Origin of the sequence: Achromobacter sp. GD03932 (assembly GCF_029839485.1) — a bacterium.
GTDB classification, from domain to species: Bacteria; Pseudomonadota; Gammaproteobacteria; order Burkholderiales; family Burkholderiaceae_B; genus Achromobacter; species Achromobacter bronchisepticus_A.
Genome location: NZ_JAOCAT010000033.1, coordinates 1 through 14,810, shown reverse-complemented (window position 1 = coordinate 14,810; position 14,810 = coordinate 1). Strand labels below are relative to the sequence as shown.

Sequence of the window (14,810 nt, the reverse complement as noted above, 5' to 3'; positions counted from 1 at the left end):
AACGGCGGCGGGCGCGCCACGCCCGCTCGCCCGATCCGCCTATTCGACCGTCGCGCCCGACTTCTTCACCACTTCCGCCCAACGCGGGATTTCCGTCGCCATCAGGTCCCGCAGTTGTTCGGGCGTGCTGCCGACCAGTTCCATCCCCATGGTCTTGCCCAGCTTCTCCTGCACGTCCGGCTCTTTCAGGATCGCTGCGATTTCCTGGGCCAGCTTGTCGAGGATGGGTTTGGGCGTGCCCTTGGGCGCGTATACCGCCTGCCAGGACGCCATCTGGAAGCCCGGCACGCCGGCCTCCTGCATGGTCGGCACCTCGGGCGCCAGCGCGATGCGGTCCTTGGTGGTCACGGCCAGGAGCTTGAGCTTGCCGGTCTGCAGCAGGGGCAAGGCCGCCGTCATCTGGTCGAACATGAAGGTCACCGCGCCGGAGGACACGTCCACCATGGCGGGCGGCGTGCCCTTGTACGGCACGTGCGTGAGCGGCACGCCTATCATGCTGGAAAACAGTTCGCCGGCCAGATGCGTGGAGGTGCCCGCGCCCGAGGACGCGAAGGTGCGCTTGGACGGGTCGCGCTTCAACAGCGCGATCAGGTCGGCCACCGAATTCACGCCCAGGTTGGGGTCCACCAGCAGCACATTAGGCAGGTAGGCAATCAGCGAAACCGGCTCGAAATCCTTGACCGGGTCGTACTTCAGGTTCTTGTACAGGCTGGCGTTGATGGCGTGCGTGCTGATGGTGCCGCCGAACAGGGTGTAGCCGTCGGGCGGGGCCTTGGCCACATAGGTCGCGCCGATGCCGCCCGCGGCGCCGGGCTTGTTCTCGACGATGACGTTCTGGTGCAGGCGGTCGCCCAGCTTCTGCGCCAGCACCCGGCCCACCACGTCAGTCGAACCGCCCACGGTGAATGGCACCACATAGGAAATCGGCTTCTGCGCGGGCCAGTCGGCGGCCTGCGCGGGCGCCGCCAGCGTACCCAGCATGGCGGCGGCCAGCAGCGCGGCCAGCGCGCCGCGTCGTTGCGTGTTCATGGTTGTCTCCTGCCTCTTGTTTGGCTTATGGGGTTGCCGGCTGCGCCGGCGGCAAGGCTCAGCGGCCCTGTTGCTTGCGCCATGCGGCGAACTTGTCCTTGGTGCCGGGGTCCGTGGGCGGATACAGCCCCAGGATGGACGCGCCCTGCTGCACCTCGCTGGTCACGAAGTCCTCGAAGGCCGTCATCTCCACGGCTTCGACGGCGATCTCGTCGGCCAGGCTGGCGGGTATCACCACCGCGCCCTCGCGGTCGCCCACGACGATATCGCCCGGCCACACCGCCACATCGCCGCAGCCGATGGGCGCATTGATGTCCAAGGCCTGGTGCAGGGTCAGGTTGGTGGGCGCCGAAGGCCGCTGGTGATAGGCGGCAAAGCCCAACTCGGCAATCTCGGGCGAATCGCGGAAGCCGCCGTCCGTGACCACCCCAGCCACGCCGCGCTTCATCAGCCGCGTCACCAGGATGGAGCCGGCGGAAGCCGCGCGCGCGTCCTTGCGGCTGTCCATGACCAGCACCGCGCCTTCCGGGCAGGTCTCGACCGCAACGCGCTGCGGATGGGCGCGGTCCTCGAACACCTTGATGGTATTCAGGTCCTCGCGCGCGGGGATGTAGCGCAGCGTAAACGCCGGGCCGACCATATTGGGCAGCGTGGCGTTCAGCGGACGCACGTCCTGGATGAACTGGTTGCGCAGGCCGCGCTTGAACAAGGCCGTGCACAGGGTGGCGGTGCTGACGCCGGCCAGGCGGGCGCGGGTTTCGGGTTTCATTTGGGACACGATGGCTCCGGGGGGGCTGAAGGCAATGGGGTGGGCGCGGATGGCGCGCTAGAAGATCTCGGGTTCGGGTACGGGTGCGCCGAAAGCGGTTTCCAGGAAATCGAAATCGCAGCCGTCGTTGGCTTGGAGGATGTGCTTCGAGTACATCCAGCCGTAGCCGCGCTCGTAGCGCCTGGGCGGCGGTGTCCAGGCGGCGCGGCGCGCGGCCAGCTCGTCGTCGCTGACGTTCAGGTGGATGCTGCGCGCGGGCACGTCCACGGTGATCAGGTCGCCCGTCTTTACCAGGGCCAGCGGGCCGCCGATATAGCTTTCCGGCGCCACGTGCAGGATGCAGGCGCCGTAGCTGGTGCCGCTCATGCGCGCGTCGGACAGGCGCAGCATGTCGCGCACGCCCTGCTTCACCAGCTTGGTCGGGATGGGCAGCATGCCCCACTCCGGCATGCCGGGACCGCCCTGCGGTCCGGCATTGCGCAGGATCATGATGTGGTCGGCGGTGACGTCCAGGTTCTCGTCGTCCACCGCGGCCTTCATGCTGGGGTAATCGTCGAACACCAGGGCCGGGCCGGTATGCCGCAGGTACTGCGGCGCGCATGCGCTGGGCTTGATGACGCAGCCGTCCGGCGCGATATTGCCGCGCAGCACGGCCAGCGCGCCTTCGTCGTAGATGGCCTGGTCCAGCGGGCGGATCACATCGTCGTTGTAGACCTCGGCGCCGGCGATGTTCTCGCCCAGCGTCTTGCCGGTGACGGTCATGGCGGACGGATCCAGATGGTCTTGCAGCCGCGACATCAGCGCCGGCAGCCCGCCCGCGTAGAAGAAGTCTTCCATCAGATAGGTGTCGCCGCTGGGCCGGATGTTGGCGATCACCGGCACCTTGCGGCTGGCGGCGTCGAAATCGTCCAGTCCCACGGCGCAGCCGGCGCGGCGCGACATGGCGACCAGGTGCACGATGGCGTTGGTTGAGCAGCCCATCGCCATGGCCACGTTGATGGCGTTCTTGAAGGACGCCAGGCTCAGGATGCGCTGCGGCGTCAGGTCTTCCCAGACCATCTCCACCACGCGCCGGCCGCATTCGGCCGACATGCGCATGTGGTTGACGTCCGCCGCCGGGATCGAGGATGCGCCCGGCAGCGTCATGCCTATGGCTTCGGCGATGGCGGTCATGGTGCTGGCGGTGCCCATGGTCATGCAGGTGCCGTAGCTGCGGGCGATGCCGCCCTCGACCTCGGTCCATTGCTCCTGCGTGATCTTGCCGGCGCGGCGCTCGTCCCAGAGCTTCCAGGCATCCGACCCGGATCCCAGGATCTTGCCCTTCCAGTTGCCGCGCAACATGGGGCCGGCGGGCACATAGACACAGGGCAGCCCGGCGCTGACCGCGCCCATGATGAGACCCGGCGTGGTCTTGTCGCAGCCGCCCATGAGCACGGCGCCGTCGACCGGATGGCTGCGCAGCAGCTCCTCGGTCTCCATGGCCAGGAAATTGCGGTACAGCATGGTGGTCGGCTTGACGAAGGACTCCGACACCGAGATCGCGGGCAGCTCCACCGGAAAGCCGCCCGCCTGGAACACGCCGCGCTTGACGTCCTCGACGCGCTGCTTGAAGTGGCTGTGGCAGGGATTGAGGTCCGACCAGGTGTTGATGATGGCGATGACGGGGCGGCCCGCCCAGTCGTCGGGGCCATAGCCCATCTGCATCATGCGGGAGCGGTGGCCGAAGGAACGCAGGTCGTCCTTGGCCATCCAGGCGGCGCTGCGCAGGCTTTCGTAGGAGCGTTTCATAGGGGCGAGGCGGAGTTTCATAGTGGCGACCGGGCCATTTAAACACTAATACATTAGTGTGTCAGCCTGGTAAAAACCCGCTAAACTCCGTTACTCTTCAGGCCCAACTCCGCACGCGACCCGATGCAAAGCACCAAGCTCAGACTGGACCGTTCGCGCCACGCCGCGCCCCAGGTCTTTGAACATCTACGCGAACAGATCGTGTCCCTGGAACTGGCCCCGGGTACTCCCCTGTCGCGCATCACGCTGGCGGAAACCTACGGCCTGAGCCAGACCCCGATCCGCGACGCGCTGATGCGGCTGGCCGAAGAAGCGCTGGTCGAGATCTATCCGCAGCACACCACGGTGGTCAGCCGCATCGACGTGGACGCCGCGCGCGAAGCGCATTTCCTGCGCCGCTCGCTGGAGCTCGAAATCGTGCAGATGCTGGCGCAGCGCCCGGATCCCCAGCTCTTCCAGCGCCTGCAGGCCAGCATCGACCTGCAGCGCGCCAGCCACGCCAGCAGCCAGTTCCAGCGTTTCATCGACGCCGACCAGGCCTTCCACCGCGACATGCACGAAGCCGCCGGCGTGACCCGGCTGTGGGAACTCGCGCAACGCTACAGCGGCCACCTGGACCGCTTGCGCCGCTTGCACCTGCCCGAGGCCGGCAAGGCCGAACGCATCCTGGACGACCACCAGCGCCTGCTGGACGCCATCGTCGCGCAGGACCCGCAGCGCGCCCAGCAGGTGCTGCGGGAACACCTTTCGGGCACCCTCAGCCAAGTGGCCGAGATCTGCAAGCGCTATCCGGAATATGTGCTGACGGCGTAGGCCCCGCCGCCCCTCGGACGTATTCGCCCCGCGCATACGCGCCCTGCCCGGTATGATCGGGGACACGCCGTGGCCACAAGCCTGGCGCCGGCGCCCCGCGCCACCACCGGAAAACACCAATGACCGCAAGGCACGCATTCCTGATCGCCCTGGCCGTGACCGCCTGGACCCACCCCGCGCAGGCCGCCCCGCCCGGCGCCTGCGAAACCGTCACGGTACGCGAAGGCGACCCAGTCCCCGCCGACGCCTGCGCCGTGAACATCGTGCCGCGTGACCCTGGACCCGGCGGCATGGTGTCCGCCGAACCGGACTGGCTGCCGCTCGACCCGCAAGCCATGCCAGGCGTGTTCTACGACAGCGCGTCGGTCAAGATCGTATCGGAGCGCCCCGCCGTCAGGGCAGTGAACGTGGCCTGGTTCTATGCCCAGCCCAAGATTTCCGCCGCCAACGGGCAACCCTACCGCTCCGTGACCCAACCGGTCACCATGAATTGCACCGCCGGCACTTATACCGTCAGCCAGGTCGTGCACCATGCGGGCGAGAACGCCACCGGCCCCGTCGTCGAATCCCTGCCCCCGCCCGGCATCCGCAATGCGCCCATCACGCAAGACCCTGTGCAGCGCAAGCTGCGCGAGATCGTCTGCCCGGCCAACGGCAAGGGGCCGCGCAAGTAGCAGCAGCCGGCCGTCGCTGCCGCGCCGCGCGCCTATCCGGCCGCTTCGGCCGCCAGTCGCGCCTGGCGTTTGGCCAGTTCGGTCTTTAACTGCACCAGGCTGGGCGTAACGATGGGCAGGAAGGCCGCTTCCCGCCAACGCCGGGCAAAGCCTGAGCCGGCCTGCCGCAGATAGGCCCCGCCGCCGCTGGCCTGCAATTCCAGCTGCACCGCCTGCTGGGCCGCTTCGGCCAAGGCGATGCGGATTTCGAACAGCCGCCAGGGCTGCGCCACGAAGCTTCCGCTACGCACGCCTTCGATCAAGCCCGCGGTCAATGCATCCAGTTGCGCGCCCAGCGCTTGCAGCGGCTGGCCCAGGATGCCGCGCGAGGCCTGGCCCTGCCCGGCCTCCAGCGCGGCGCGCAAGGCGCCCCGCGCCAAGCCGATGGACAGGCCGCACTGCATGCCGGCGAAGGCCGGCCGGGCCTGGGGCAGGTATTGGCGCGCGTCGGGATGGATCAGCCATTCGGGGCCGATGCGCACATCGCGCAGCGCCAGCGCGGCGGTATTGGTCGACTGCAACGCCAGCAAAGGCAGGTCCGCGCTGCGCTCCAGCCCCGCAATGTCGTGCGGCAACGCCACCACCGCCGGCGTGCCATCAGGCGCGGCGACCGCGGCCGCCACCAGGAAGCCTTGCGGCCGCAGGTTCGTGACCCAAGGCATCTGTCCGTCCAGCGCCCACGCGTCGCCCGCCTCGCGCGCGGCGATCTGCAGCGATTCGATGCCGCTGAGGAACTTCATGGCGTTCGACAGCGCGGTCGCGCCGGCCTGCCCGCCCTGGAGCAATGGCCCCAGCCAGGCATCCGCCAGACCGGCGTTCGGACTGCGCAACAGGTACTCGATGAAAACGCGCTGGCTCCAGGCCACGAAGGCGCCGGCGACGGACAGTTCCGCCAACTGCGCAATGGTTTCGATGGCATCGCCGATATCCGTGCCCGGCAAGCCGCCTTGCGCCACGGGCACGCCATGGCGCAACACGTCGGCGGCGGCCAGCCGCGGCAACAACTCCGCCGCGTCCAGGCTGCCGTCGTCCAAGGCATCGGCGTGTTGCCGCAGCCAGGCTTTCAGGTCTGCCGGCAGCGCGGCGTGGACGGGCGTAAGGGCCATAGGAGTCTCCAGCGGGTCGTCATGGGATGCGCCAGCGCGGGCGGCCCGGCGCAATCTCGCATGATGCCCTCAAACTGCGACGCCCGGACGACCATATCAGCCGCCCGTCCTGGCCTGGCTGGATCAGGCCAGGCCCAGCAGCAAATCGGCCAGCAAGGCCGGATGCGTGATGTGGGCTTCGTGCGGCGCGGCAATGTCGACCCAGTTCCAACCCGCTTGGGACTTCACCAGCTTGCGCGAATCGTCCAGCACCGGCAGTTCGGGCTGGGTGCAATGGATGTAGGTACGGGCCACGCCGTTGCCGATGGGGTGCTTCAGGTTCAGCGGCGTGGTGTAGCTGGCCAGCGGATGCGCGGTCAGGCGGCGCTTGACCCAGTCATGGTCGGCGCTGCCCGGCGTGAATCCCCAGGCTGCAGGCAGCGGATCGGGAATCGGCACAGCCAATCCATCGGTGGCCTTCGAGGCGGCCGCAATGCGCGCGTCGGCATCCGCCTTCGGATACACGGAGAACGCATTCTGGCCGCTTTGCAGCACGATGGCGTCGAAGTACACCAGATGCGCAAGCCGCTGCGGTATCCGGTCGGCCACGCCCGTGATGGGAATGCCGCCGAAGCTGTGGCCCACCAGGATCACATCCTTCAGTTCCTGCGTCTCGATGACCTGGACCAGATCCTCGACGAAGGTGTCGATGGTGATGCTCTTGCTCAACAGGTGGGCGCGGTCGCCCATGCCCGTGTAGCTGGGCGCGTACACGCGGTGGCCTGCGGCCAACAGACGGTCCGCCACCGGGCGCCAGCACCAGCCGCCATGCCAGGAGCCGTGGGCCAGGACGTAGTTGCGGGCCTTTGCGGTCGGGGCAGCCGGAGCTGCCGCCCCGGCCGCTCCCGCAGCTGCCAGCGCGGGCAGGCCCGCGGCCAGCTTCAACAAGGTTCTGCGGGGAAGCATCGTCATGGCTTAAACCTGTGCCAGCGCCTGGTCCAGATCCGCCAGCAGGTCGTCGATGTGCTCGATGCCGATCGACAGGCGCACGGTTTCCTCGCGCACGCCGGCCTTCTGCAGCTCTTCGGGATTGAGCTGGCGGTGCGTGGTCGACGCGGGGTGCGTGGCCAGCGACTTGGAGTCGCCGATATTGACCAGGCGGGTGAACAGCTGCAGCGCGTCCTGGAAGCGCGCGCCGGCCTCGCGGCCGCCCTTCACGCCGAAGGTGAAGAGCCCAGGCGCCTTGCCGCCGAGGTACTTCTGCGCCAGCGCGTGGTCGGGATGGTCCGGCAGGCCTGCGTAGTTGACCCACTCGACCTTCGGATGTTCGCGCAGGTAGTTGGCGATCTTGACGGTGTTCTCGACGATGCGGTCCACGCGCAGCGCCAGGGTCTCGATGCCTTGCAGGATCTGGAACGAGTTGAAGGGCGAGATCGCCGCGCCGGTATTGCGCAGCGGCACCACGCGAGCGCGGCCGATGTAGGCGGCCGGACCGAAGGCTTCGGTGTAGACCACGCCGTGGTAGCTGACGTCAGGCGTATTCAAGCGCTTGAAACGCTCTTTGTGTTCCGCCCACGGGAACTTGCCGGAATCGATGATGGCGCCGCCCAGGCTGGTGCCGTGGCCGCCCAGGTACTTGGTCAACGACTGCACCACGATGTCGGCGCCGTGTTCGATGGGACGCAGCAGGTACGGCGACGGCACAGTGTTGTCGACGATCAGCGGCAGGCCATGGCGATGCGCCAGCTCGGCCAGCGCAGCGATGTCCGTGATATTGCCCAGCGGATTGCCCACGGATTCCGCGAAGATGGCCTTGGTGCGGTCATCGATCTGGGCCTCGAAGGCGGCCAGGTCGGAAGGATTGGCGAAACGCGTGGTGATGCCGTACTGCGGCAGCGTATGCGCGAACAGGTTGTAGGTGCCGCCGTACAGCGTGCTGGACGAGACGATGTTGTCGCCCGCTTCGGCGATGGTCAGGATGGCGTAGGTCACCGCGGCCTGGCCCGAGGCCAGCGCCAGCGCGGCGATGCCGCCCTCCAGGGCCGCCACGCGCTGCTCCAGCACGTCGGTGGTCGGGTTCATGATGCGGGTGTAGATGTTGCCCGGCACCTTGAGGTCGAACAGGTCGGCGCCATGCTGCGTGTCGTCGAACGCGTAGGCCACGGTCTGGTAGATGGGCACGGCCACGGCGCGCGTGGTCGGATCGGGGCGGTAGCCACCATGCACGGCCACGGTTTCAAGCCGCCACTGGGGCTTCTTCGCTTCGGTCATCAGTATCTCCTGAAGGGTTGCTTATCAATGATTCTTCTCAGACGGGAAGCGTCCGCGCCGCGCGCAGGATGCGTTCCACGTCCGCATGATTGTTATAGGCGCCGACGGACAAGCGCACGTAACCATACTCCACTATGCTGGCCACGATCCCGGATTGTGTCAGATGCGCCAGCGCGGCGGCGGGATCCGGCACGCGCAGCGCCGTCGTCGTGCTGCGGAATTCGGGACCGGCCGGCGACACCACCCGCAGGCCCAGTCCGCGCAGGCCGGTGCTCAACGCTTCCGAAAGTTCCAGCACCCAGGGCTCGATACGCTCGGGCCGCGCGCCTTCGATCAGGTCCAGCGCGGCAGCCCAGCCCGCGATGCCCGGATAGTTCAGGTTGCCCGATTCGAGCCTGCGGGCGTCGGCGCCATCGGCGATGCCCACCTGCCATTGCAGTCCGGACTTGTCCAGCGTATTGACGCCGGAAGGCCCGATGTACAACGGATCCAGGGCGTCCAGCAGCCTGGGCGACACATGCAGCAGGCCCACGCCCAGCGGTCCGAGCATGCCCTTGTGCGCGCCGCAGGCAAAGGCATCCACGCCCCATTCATCCACGTCGGCGCGCAACAGCCCCGCGCCCTGAATCCCGTCGACGACCAGCCAGATGCCGCGTTCGGCGCAACGCCGGCCCAACTCGGCAATATCGGTGCGCAGGCCGGTGCCGTATTGCACCCAGGACACCGCGATCAGCCGCGTGCGCGCATCCACGTGCTGCCAAAGGTCGTCCACCGTATAGCGATGCGAATTCGCCTGCGCCACCCGCACCTGCACGCCGCGGCGCCGCAGATTCAGCCAGGGCAAGGCATTGGTGGGATGCTCCTGATCGTCCACCACCAGGTTGTCGCCTTCCTGCCAGGCCAGCCCTTGCGCAACGATGTTCAGCCCTTCGGTCGTGTTCTTGGTGTAGGCCAGACGCTTGGCGTCGCCGCCGATCAGGCGCGCCAGCCGCAAGCGCAACGCATCTGCGTCCCGCAGCCACCGAGGCTTGTCGCTGCGCGCATAGGTGATGCCTTCGAAGAAGGCGGCGACCGCCTCGGCCACCCTGGGCGCCAGCGGGCTGGTATAGGCAATATTGGCGTAGGCCTGGTCTTGCGTGATGGGAAACAACTGCCTGAATTCGTCCTGCCAGCTCATGCGCCGCCGCTCCGTCATTTCAACTTGGTATGCAGGGATTCTAGGTATATGACGCGCATTTGAGTAAGGCTTAGTTTTTATATCCATATGACCATATAGTCGCTCGCGTCTAGCCATCGCGCCCATAGAATTCCTGCCTTTCCGGACGGCATCGAATAAAGGAATGGCATGCGTTTTACTCAACAATTGAAAATCGCGGGCATGGCCGCCATGCTGGCGCTGGCCGGTGCGGCTCAAGCAGGCACAGTCGATACCATCAAGAAACGCGGCGAGCTGGTCTGCGGCGTGAGCCAGGGGTCCGCAGGCTTGTCCATTGCCGACAAGCAAGGCCGTTGGACCGGCCTGGACGCGGACCTCTGCCGCGCGCTGGCCGCGGCCGTGCTCGGCGATCCGGAGAAGACGCGCTTCGTGCCGCTGAGTTCGCAGCAGCGTTTTCCCGCGCTGCAATCGGGCGAGATCGACGTGCTGAACCGCAACACCACCATTACCTCCAGCCGCGACGCCGGCCTGGGCATCGCCTCGGCCGGCATCGTTTTCTATGACGGCCAGGGCTTTCTGGTGCCGCGCAAGCTGGGCGTCAAAAGCGCGACGGAACTCGAAGGCGCGCAGGTCTGCGTGCAGCCTGGCACGGTCAACGAGCAAAACCTGGTCGACTACTTCAAGAAGCACAAGCTGAGCTATCGTCCGGTCGTCATCGAGAATCTGGTCGAACTCGAGCAAGCCTTCTACGCCGGGCGCTGCGACGTCTACCTGTCGGATGCGTCCACCCTGGCCGCCAGCCGCGCGGCCCGCGCCAGCCAGCCCGACGACTTCGTCATCCTGCCCGAACGCATCAACAAGTCGCCGCTGGGCCCCTTCGTGCGGCAGGACGACGCCAACTGGGCGGCCATCGTGCGCTGGACCATCAATGCGCTGGTGGCGGCCGAGGAACTCGGCATCACCGCGCAGAACGCCGACAGCCAGGCGCAAAGCAGCGATGCCCAGGTGCGCCGCCTGCTGGGCGTGGACCCCGGCATAGGCAAGAGCTTCGGCCTGGACGAAGGCTGGGCCCGCAATGCCATCAAGGCCGTGGGCAACTATGGCGAAGTCTGGAACCGCAATCTGGGCGCCGCAACGCCGCTGAAGCTGGAGCGCGGGCTGAACGCGCAATGGAACCAGGGCGGGCTGCTGTACTCGCCGCCGTTCCAGTGATCCTGGCCGTTTGAGCGCCACGGGCGGGCCTTGAGCCCGCCTTTCTTGCATTTGCCCCCCTTCTTTTCCATCATGGTTGCGACCACTCTTCCTTATCCCTCCACCGGCCGGTGGCGGCGCTGGCTGCCTGCGTTGGCGTGGACGCTCGCGCTCGGCGGCATGGCTGCCGTCCTGCTCTGGCACATCGAATCGGTGCAGACCGCGCGCGGCATCCAGGGCGGCTTCGGCTTCCTGTTCCAGCCCGCAGGTTTCCGCATTTCGGAAAGCCTGCTGGACATCACGCCGGAAGATCCCTATTGGATGTCGATAGCCGCCGGCCTGGTCAACACCTTGACCGTGGCCGCCGTGGCGATCCCGCTGGCGACGCTGCTGGGATTGGGACTGGGCCTGTTGCGCATGTCGCGCAACCCCTGGGCTGCACGCTGCGCCGCCGCCATCATCGCGCCCTTGCGCAACACGCCAGTCCTGCTGCAACTCTTCGTCTGGTACGGGCTGCTGCTGCGCCTGCCCGACCTGCGCCAGGCTTGGTCGCCCCTGCCGCACCTGCTGCTGTCCAATCGCGGATTGGCCTTGCCAGCCGTGCACGGCTGGCTGCCTTACGCGGCCGCGGCGGCCATCGCGCTGGCGCTGGGCGGATTCGCGCGCCGCCGCTGGGGCAATCCCGCGCCGTATGCCGTGCTGGCCGGCGCGCTGCTGGCATGGATGCTGTTGCCGCCCATGCGCATCGACATGCCGGTCAGGCGCGGCCTGGGTCTGCAGGGAGGCTGGCAGCCCAGCATCGAATTCGCAGCGCTGACGATAGGCCTGGTGGTGTTCCATGCCGCCTACATCGCCGACATCGCCCGCGCGGCCGTGCGCGCCGTGCCGGTCGGACTGGTGGAGGCCGGCCAGGCGCTGGGCCTGAAGCCCCGCAGCGTGCTGCGGCTGGTGATCGCGCCCTATGCCGCCCGCGTGGCGCTGCCGCCCTATGCCAACCAGTGCCTGGCGCTGGTGAAGAACAGCACCTTGGCCATTGCCATCGGCTATCAGGAATTGATGGCGGTGATCAACACCGCCATCACGCAGACCGGCCTGGCGCTCGAAGGCATCACGCTGGCCGTCGCGGTCTATCTCGGTCTGGCGCTGACGCTGGGCGGCGGATTGTCGGCCTGGAACGCGCGTAATACCCGCCACGGTCCTGGCGACACGCACGGCGCGCGCCTGGGCGAGCGGCCCACCTGGAACCCTGCCGGCGAACGTCGTGGTTGGCGCGGCAGGCTGGTGTCGGCCGCATTGGCCGCCGCCGTGGGCTTGATCCTATGGCGCCTGCTGGAATGGGCGTTGCTCGGTGCGGTCTGGCGCGGCGATCCCGCAGCATGCGCGGGCGCGGCCGGCGCATGCTGGGCCGCCGTGGGCGAGAACCTGCCCCTGCTGTTCTTCGGCGCCATGGCCCAGGCCGACCGCGCGCCGGCGCTGGCCGCCAGCGCAGCCCTGCTTGCCGGGGTTGCGCTGGCGCTGACTGCCCCGCGCATGCGTGCAGCGGTGCGCGCGGCATTGCTCGCCGTCCTGTTGGGAGCGGCCATCAGCGCGCTGTCCGGTTGGCCTTGGGGTGGCGCCGCCATCGGGCCGCAACGCTGGGGCGGATTGCTCGTCACATTGATTCTGGCCATCTCCGCCTTGCTCGCCGCCGTGCCGCTGGCGTTCGCGCTCGCGCTATTGCGCCGTAGCCACAACCGCGCCGCCTCGCTGGCCGCCGCGGGCCTGATCGAGGCCGTGCGCGGCGTGCCGCTGGTGACGCAGTTGCTGTTCGCATCGTTCGTGCTGCCCATGCTGCTGGGCGGCGGCGTGTCCAAGTTCGCCATGGCGCTGGCCGCGCTGACGTTGCACACCGCCTGCCTGCTGGCGGAGGTGCTGCGCGGCGCGCTGCAAGCCATACCGCCCGGCCAGATGATGGCGGCGCGCGCCTTGGGCATGCCTGCGGCCATGGCCTATGGTTCGGTGATCTGGCCGCAGGCCCGCCGCATTGCCGCGCCTGCCGCCCTGGGCGTATTCGTGGGTGCGGTCAAGGACACATCGCTGGTCAGCATCATCGGCGTGTTCGATGTGCTCGGTGCGGCAAAGGCGGTGGTGGCCGGCACCGATTGGCGGCCCTATCACGTCGAGGTCTACCTGGCCGTGGCCGCCTTGTACTTTGCGGCAAGCCTGGCCCTGTCGCGCGCGGCCCGCGCCATGGAAGGCAAGACCGGTCGCGCTTGAGGCCAGCATGACGCCGTGGGCGCGGAGGACCCGCTTCAGAAACGCTCGTCCATCAGCGCCGGCATGACGATTTCCCGCACGAACGACGCGTCCGACAGATTCAGCAGCGCGCGTGTCATCGCCACCACGTCGTGCACGGGTATCAAACTGCCCTCTCCCCGCAGACTGGCGGCGTCGCGCGGCACGTCCAGGCCGTCTTCCGTGTTCAGGTAGCCCAATTGCAGGCAGGTCACCGCCAGCCGCCGCGCCCTGAAGCTCTCGCGCAAGGCGTCGGCGATGCCGCGCAACGCGTGCTTGGACGCGCCGAACGTGACTTCCGGACGGCCGCTGCCGGCCAGCGCGGAAGTCGAGCCGGTCAGGATGACTTGCGGCTTGCGTGCGCCCAGGACGCGCGGAATCAAGCGCTGAAGCAAGAGGATGGTCGCGGTGACGTTGATGCTCACCATGCGCGCGATCTCCGCCGGCGAGTCAGCCAGGAAATCGTAATCCTCGCTGAAGGCGTGCTCTTCCCACACGCCCAGGTTGTAGAGGATGGCATCGAGTCCATCCGGGGCCTGCGCGGCAATCTGCTCGACGGCGGCCTCGGGGCGTGACAGGTCGGCTGCTATCCAGCGCAGTTCGCAACCGGGCGGCACAGTAATGTCCGCCGGCGCGCGGCGAGCCACGCCCACGATCAACGAGGCATCCTGGCCCAATCCCTCAACGAATGCCCTGCCCAGTCCCTTGCTGGCGCCTACTACCATGACCCGCATTGCTGCCTCCGTTCGATCGCGCCTGGGCAAACGGCAATGCTGCCCGCGGCAATGACGCCGGGTATAGCACGATCAGCGCCGGATTCCCGCAATGCCCGCAAGCGCTGGCGGGCATTGCGCGGCTAGCGGACCGCGCCCTGCAGCCATGCCGGCCGCGGCGCCGCGTCCAGCCAGTTCTTGACGATCAGCCCCAGCTCGGTATCGCCCGAGATCCGCAGCCGGCGCTGGAAAAACAAGGTATCGGCGTCCGTTTCCGAACGCATCAAGGCCAGCAGATCGGCCAACTTCGCGCCCAGCTCCAGTTCGGCGGGAGCGCCGTTCCATACCGGCCGGAAGGCGCCCTGACGCACCGCGAAACTGCTGCGCAGACCCAGGTCCTCGACCGTGATGGCGAAGCTGCGGCCTTCCAGTTCGGACGGCGGTGTGAGCCATTTCAGCCGCCGCGCCAGTTCCAGCCCGGCGGTGAAGTGCAGCGAGACGAACGGCGCGGGTAGACGCCGGCCCAGCCGGGCGAGCACGCCCGGCACTTGAATCGCCGCGCTCATGCCACGGCCTCCAACAGATCGATGCCCGGCTGGCCATGGAAGTAGCCGTTGCAGCGGACCATGCCCGCGGGCGGCTGCGCCTCCATCGGCGCCAGGCCGCGCCGCATCGCATCCAGCGCGGCGATCGCGTCCAGCGTGCCGGCCGATTGCGGACTCACCCGCAGCACCTCCACGCCCATGGCGGCCAGCGCCGGCGCCTGCGACAGCAGGTCCAGGCAGGCTCCGGACTGCACCTGGATACCGTTGATCGCCAGGAAATCCCTCGACTCCCGCGTGCGCATGTCCAGGCCGTCCGGATGCTCGATGCAGCGAAAGCCGCAGTCGTCCTTCTTCAAACGGAAATGCCGTGCGGTGAAGCAGCGCGCCGAGAACGCCAACGCCATGCGGCCCCAGACCATGACTTCCGCCTCCAGGCCGGCAGGCCTTTCCGCCATGAGAAGAG

General features: G+C 67.9%; 14 protein-coding genes. 4 read left to right on the top strand and 10 right to left on the bottom strand.

Annotation, left to right across the window (positions count from 1 at the left end; translation table 11 throughout):
- Window positions 1-39: 39 nt before the first annotated feature.
- The 3 genes from N5C88_RS25680 to araD are packed head-to-tail and all read right to left on the bottom strand — an operon-like array spanning window position 40 to window position 3,586.
- Window positions 40-1,029 (bottom strand): tripartite tricarboxylate transporter substrate binding protein, encoded by a 990-nt coding sequence (locus N5C88_RS25680; RefSeq protein WP_059379700.1) that lies wholly within the window; start codon window positions 1,027-1,029, stop codon window positions 40-42.
- A 58-nt stretch (window positions 1,030-1,087) separates the two neighbouring features.
- Window positions 1,088-1,798 carry a ribonuclease activity regulator RraA gene (locus N5C88_RS25675; RefSeq protein ID WP_280016528.1) on the bottom strand — a complete coding sequence of 237 codons (711 nt, stop codon included), beginning with the start codon at window positions 1,796-1,798 and terminating at the stop codon, window positions 1,088-1,090.
- 57 nt (window positions 1,799-1,855) lie between these two features.
- Window positions 1,856-3,586, bottom strand: a complete 1,731-nt coding sequence (araD, locus tag N5C88_RS25670; RefSeq protein WP_251880308.1) for an L-arabinonate dehydratase — start codon at window positions 3,584-3,586, stop codon at window positions 1,856-1,858.
- A 123-nt stretch (window positions 3,587-3,709) separates the two neighbouring features.
- On the opposite strand from araD, the gene N5C88_RS25665 reads away from it, so the two are divergent.
- Complete coding sequence (locus tag N5C88_RS25665) at window positions 3,710-4,399, top strand: GntR family transcriptional regulator (RefSeq protein ID WP_059379697.1); 690 nt, start codon at window positions 3,710-3,712, stop codon at window positions 4,397-4,399.
- A 119-nt stretch (window positions 4,400-4,518) separates the two neighbouring features.
- Window positions 4,519-5,073: a surface-adhesin E family protein gene (locus tag N5C88_RS25660; RefSeq protein WP_280016497.1), complete on the top strand. Its 555-nt coding sequence runs from the start codon at window positions 4,519-4,521 to the stop codon at window positions 5,071-5,073.
- A gap of 32 nt (window positions 5,074-5,105) precedes the next feature.
- Here N5C88_RS25660 and N5C88_RS25655 read toward each other — a convergent pair whose 3' ends face one another.
- The 4 genes from N5C88_RS25655 to N5C88_RS25640 form a co-directional block, all read right to left on the bottom strand.
- Window positions 5,106-6,218 carry an acyl-CoA dehydrogenase family protein gene (locus N5C88_RS25655; protein ID WP_059379695.1) on the bottom strand — a complete coding sequence of 371 codons (1,113 nt, stop codon included), beginning with the start codon at window positions 6,216-6,218 and terminating at the stop codon, window positions 5,106-5,108.
- A 123-nt stretch (window positions 6,219-6,341) separates the two neighbouring features.
- A complete protein-coding gene (locus N5C88_RS25650; protein ID WP_223283321.1) occupies window positions 6,342-7,169 on the bottom strand; it encodes an alpha/beta hydrolase in 828 nt (275 codons plus the stop codon).
- 3 nt (window positions 7,170-7,172) lie between these two features.
- The gene (locus tag N5C88_RS25645) at window positions 7,173-8,468 is read right to left on the bottom strand and encodes an aminotransferase class I/II-fold pyridoxal phosphate-dependent enzyme (RefSeq protein ID WP_118931955.1); all 1,296 of its coding nucleotides are present in this window, start codon (window positions 8,466-8,468) and stop codon (window positions 7,173-7,175) included.
- A gap of 37 nt (window positions 8,469-8,505) precedes the next feature.
- Window positions 8,506-9,645, bottom strand: coding sequence for an aminotransferase class V-fold PLP-dependent enzyme (locus tag N5C88_RS25640; protein ID WP_251880312.1), 1,140 nt, complete (start codon window positions 9,643-9,645; stop codon window positions 8,506-8,508).
- Between the two features lie 168 nt (window positions 9,646-9,813).
- Here N5C88_RS25640 and N5C88_RS25635 point away from each other — a divergent pair, with 168 nt between their 5' ends.
- Together N5C88_RS25635 and N5C88_RS25630 are read left to right on the top strand one after the other, a co-directional pair.
- Window positions 9,814-10,836, top strand: coding sequence for an amino acid ABC transporter substrate-binding protein (locus N5C88_RS25635; protein ID WP_280016496.1), 1,023 nt, complete (start codon window positions 9,814-9,816; stop codon window positions 10,834-10,836).
- 45 nt (window positions 10,837-10,881) lie between these two features.
- Window positions 10,882-13,071: an ABC transporter permease subunit gene (locus N5C88_RS25630; protein ID WP_280016495.1), complete on the top strand. Its 2,190-nt coding sequence runs from the start codon at window positions 10,882-10,884 to the stop codon at window positions 13,069-13,071.
- A 35-nt stretch (window positions 13,072-13,106) separates the two neighbouring features.
- Here the strand turns inward: N5C88_RS25630 and N5C88_RS25625 are convergent, their stop codons facing one another.
- From N5C88_RS25625 to N5C88_RS25615, 3 genes are all read right to left on the bottom strand, one after another.
- A complete protein-coding gene (locus N5C88_RS25625; RefSeq protein WP_280016494.1) occupies window positions 13,107-13,823 on the bottom strand; it encodes an SDR family NAD(P)-dependent oxidoreductase in 717 nt (238 codons plus the stop codon).
- 122 nt (window positions 13,824-13,945) lie between these two features.
- On the bottom strand, window positions 13,946-14,368 hold the full coding sequence (locus tag N5C88_RS25620) for an SCP2 sterol-binding domain-containing protein (protein ID WP_059379692.1): 423 nt from the start codon (window positions 14,366-14,368) through the stop codon (window positions 13,946-13,948).
- On the bottom strand, window positions 14,365-14,810 hold a 446-nt coding region (locus N5C88_RS25615; protein ID WP_280016493.1), incomplete at its 5' end, for a U32 family peptidase. The genes N5C88_RS25615 and N5C88_RS25620, both read right to left, overlap by 4 nt.

Coding starts and splice junctions, on each gene's coding strand:
- N5C88_RS25680 (WP_059379700.1), bottom strand. CDS start 1,029: ATGAACACGCAACGACGCGGCGCGCTGGCCGCGCTGCTGGCCGCCGCC.
- N5C88_RS25675 (WP_280016528.1), bottom strand. CDS start 1,798: ATGAAACCCGAAACCCGCGCCCGCCTGGCCGGCGTCAGCACCGCCACC.
- araD (WP_251880308.1), bottom strand. CDS start 3,586: ATGAAACGCTCCTACGAAAGCCTGCGCAGCGCCGCCTGGATGGCCAAG.
- N5C88_RS25665 (WP_059379697.1), top strand. CDS start 3,710: ATGCAAAGCACCAAGCTCAGACTGGACCGTTCGCGCCACGCCGCGCCC.
- N5C88_RS25660 (WP_280016497.1), top strand. CDS start 4,519: ATGACCGCAAGGCACGCATTCCTGATCGCCCTGGCCGTGACCGCCTGG.
- N5C88_RS25655 (WP_059379695.1), bottom strand. CDS start 6,218: ATGGCCCTTACGCCCGTCCACGCCGCGCTGCCGGCAGACCTGAAAGCC.
- N5C88_RS25650 (WP_223283321.1), bottom strand. CDS start 7,169: ATGACGATGCTTCCCCGCAGAACCTTGTTGAAGCTGGCCGCGGGCCTG.
- N5C88_RS25645 (WP_118931955.1), bottom strand. CDS start 8,468: ATGACCGAAGCGAAGAAGCCCCAGTGGCGGCTTGAAACCGTGGCCGTG.
- N5C88_RS25640 (WP_251880312.1), bottom strand. CDS start 9,645: ATGAGCTGGCAGGACGAATTCAGGCAGTTGTTTCCCATCACGCAAGAC.
- N5C88_RS25635 (WP_280016496.1), top strand. CDS start 9,814: ATGCGTTTTACTCAACAATTGAAAATCGCGGGCATGGCCGCCATGCTG.
- N5C88_RS25625 (WP_280016494.1), bottom strand. CDS start 13,823: ATGCGGGTCATGGTAGTAGGCGCCAGCAAGGGACTGGGCAGGGCATTC.
- N5C88_RS25620 (WP_059379692.1), bottom strand. CDS start 14,368: ATGAGCGCGGCGATTCAAGTGCCGGGCGTGCTCGCCCGGCTGGGCCGG.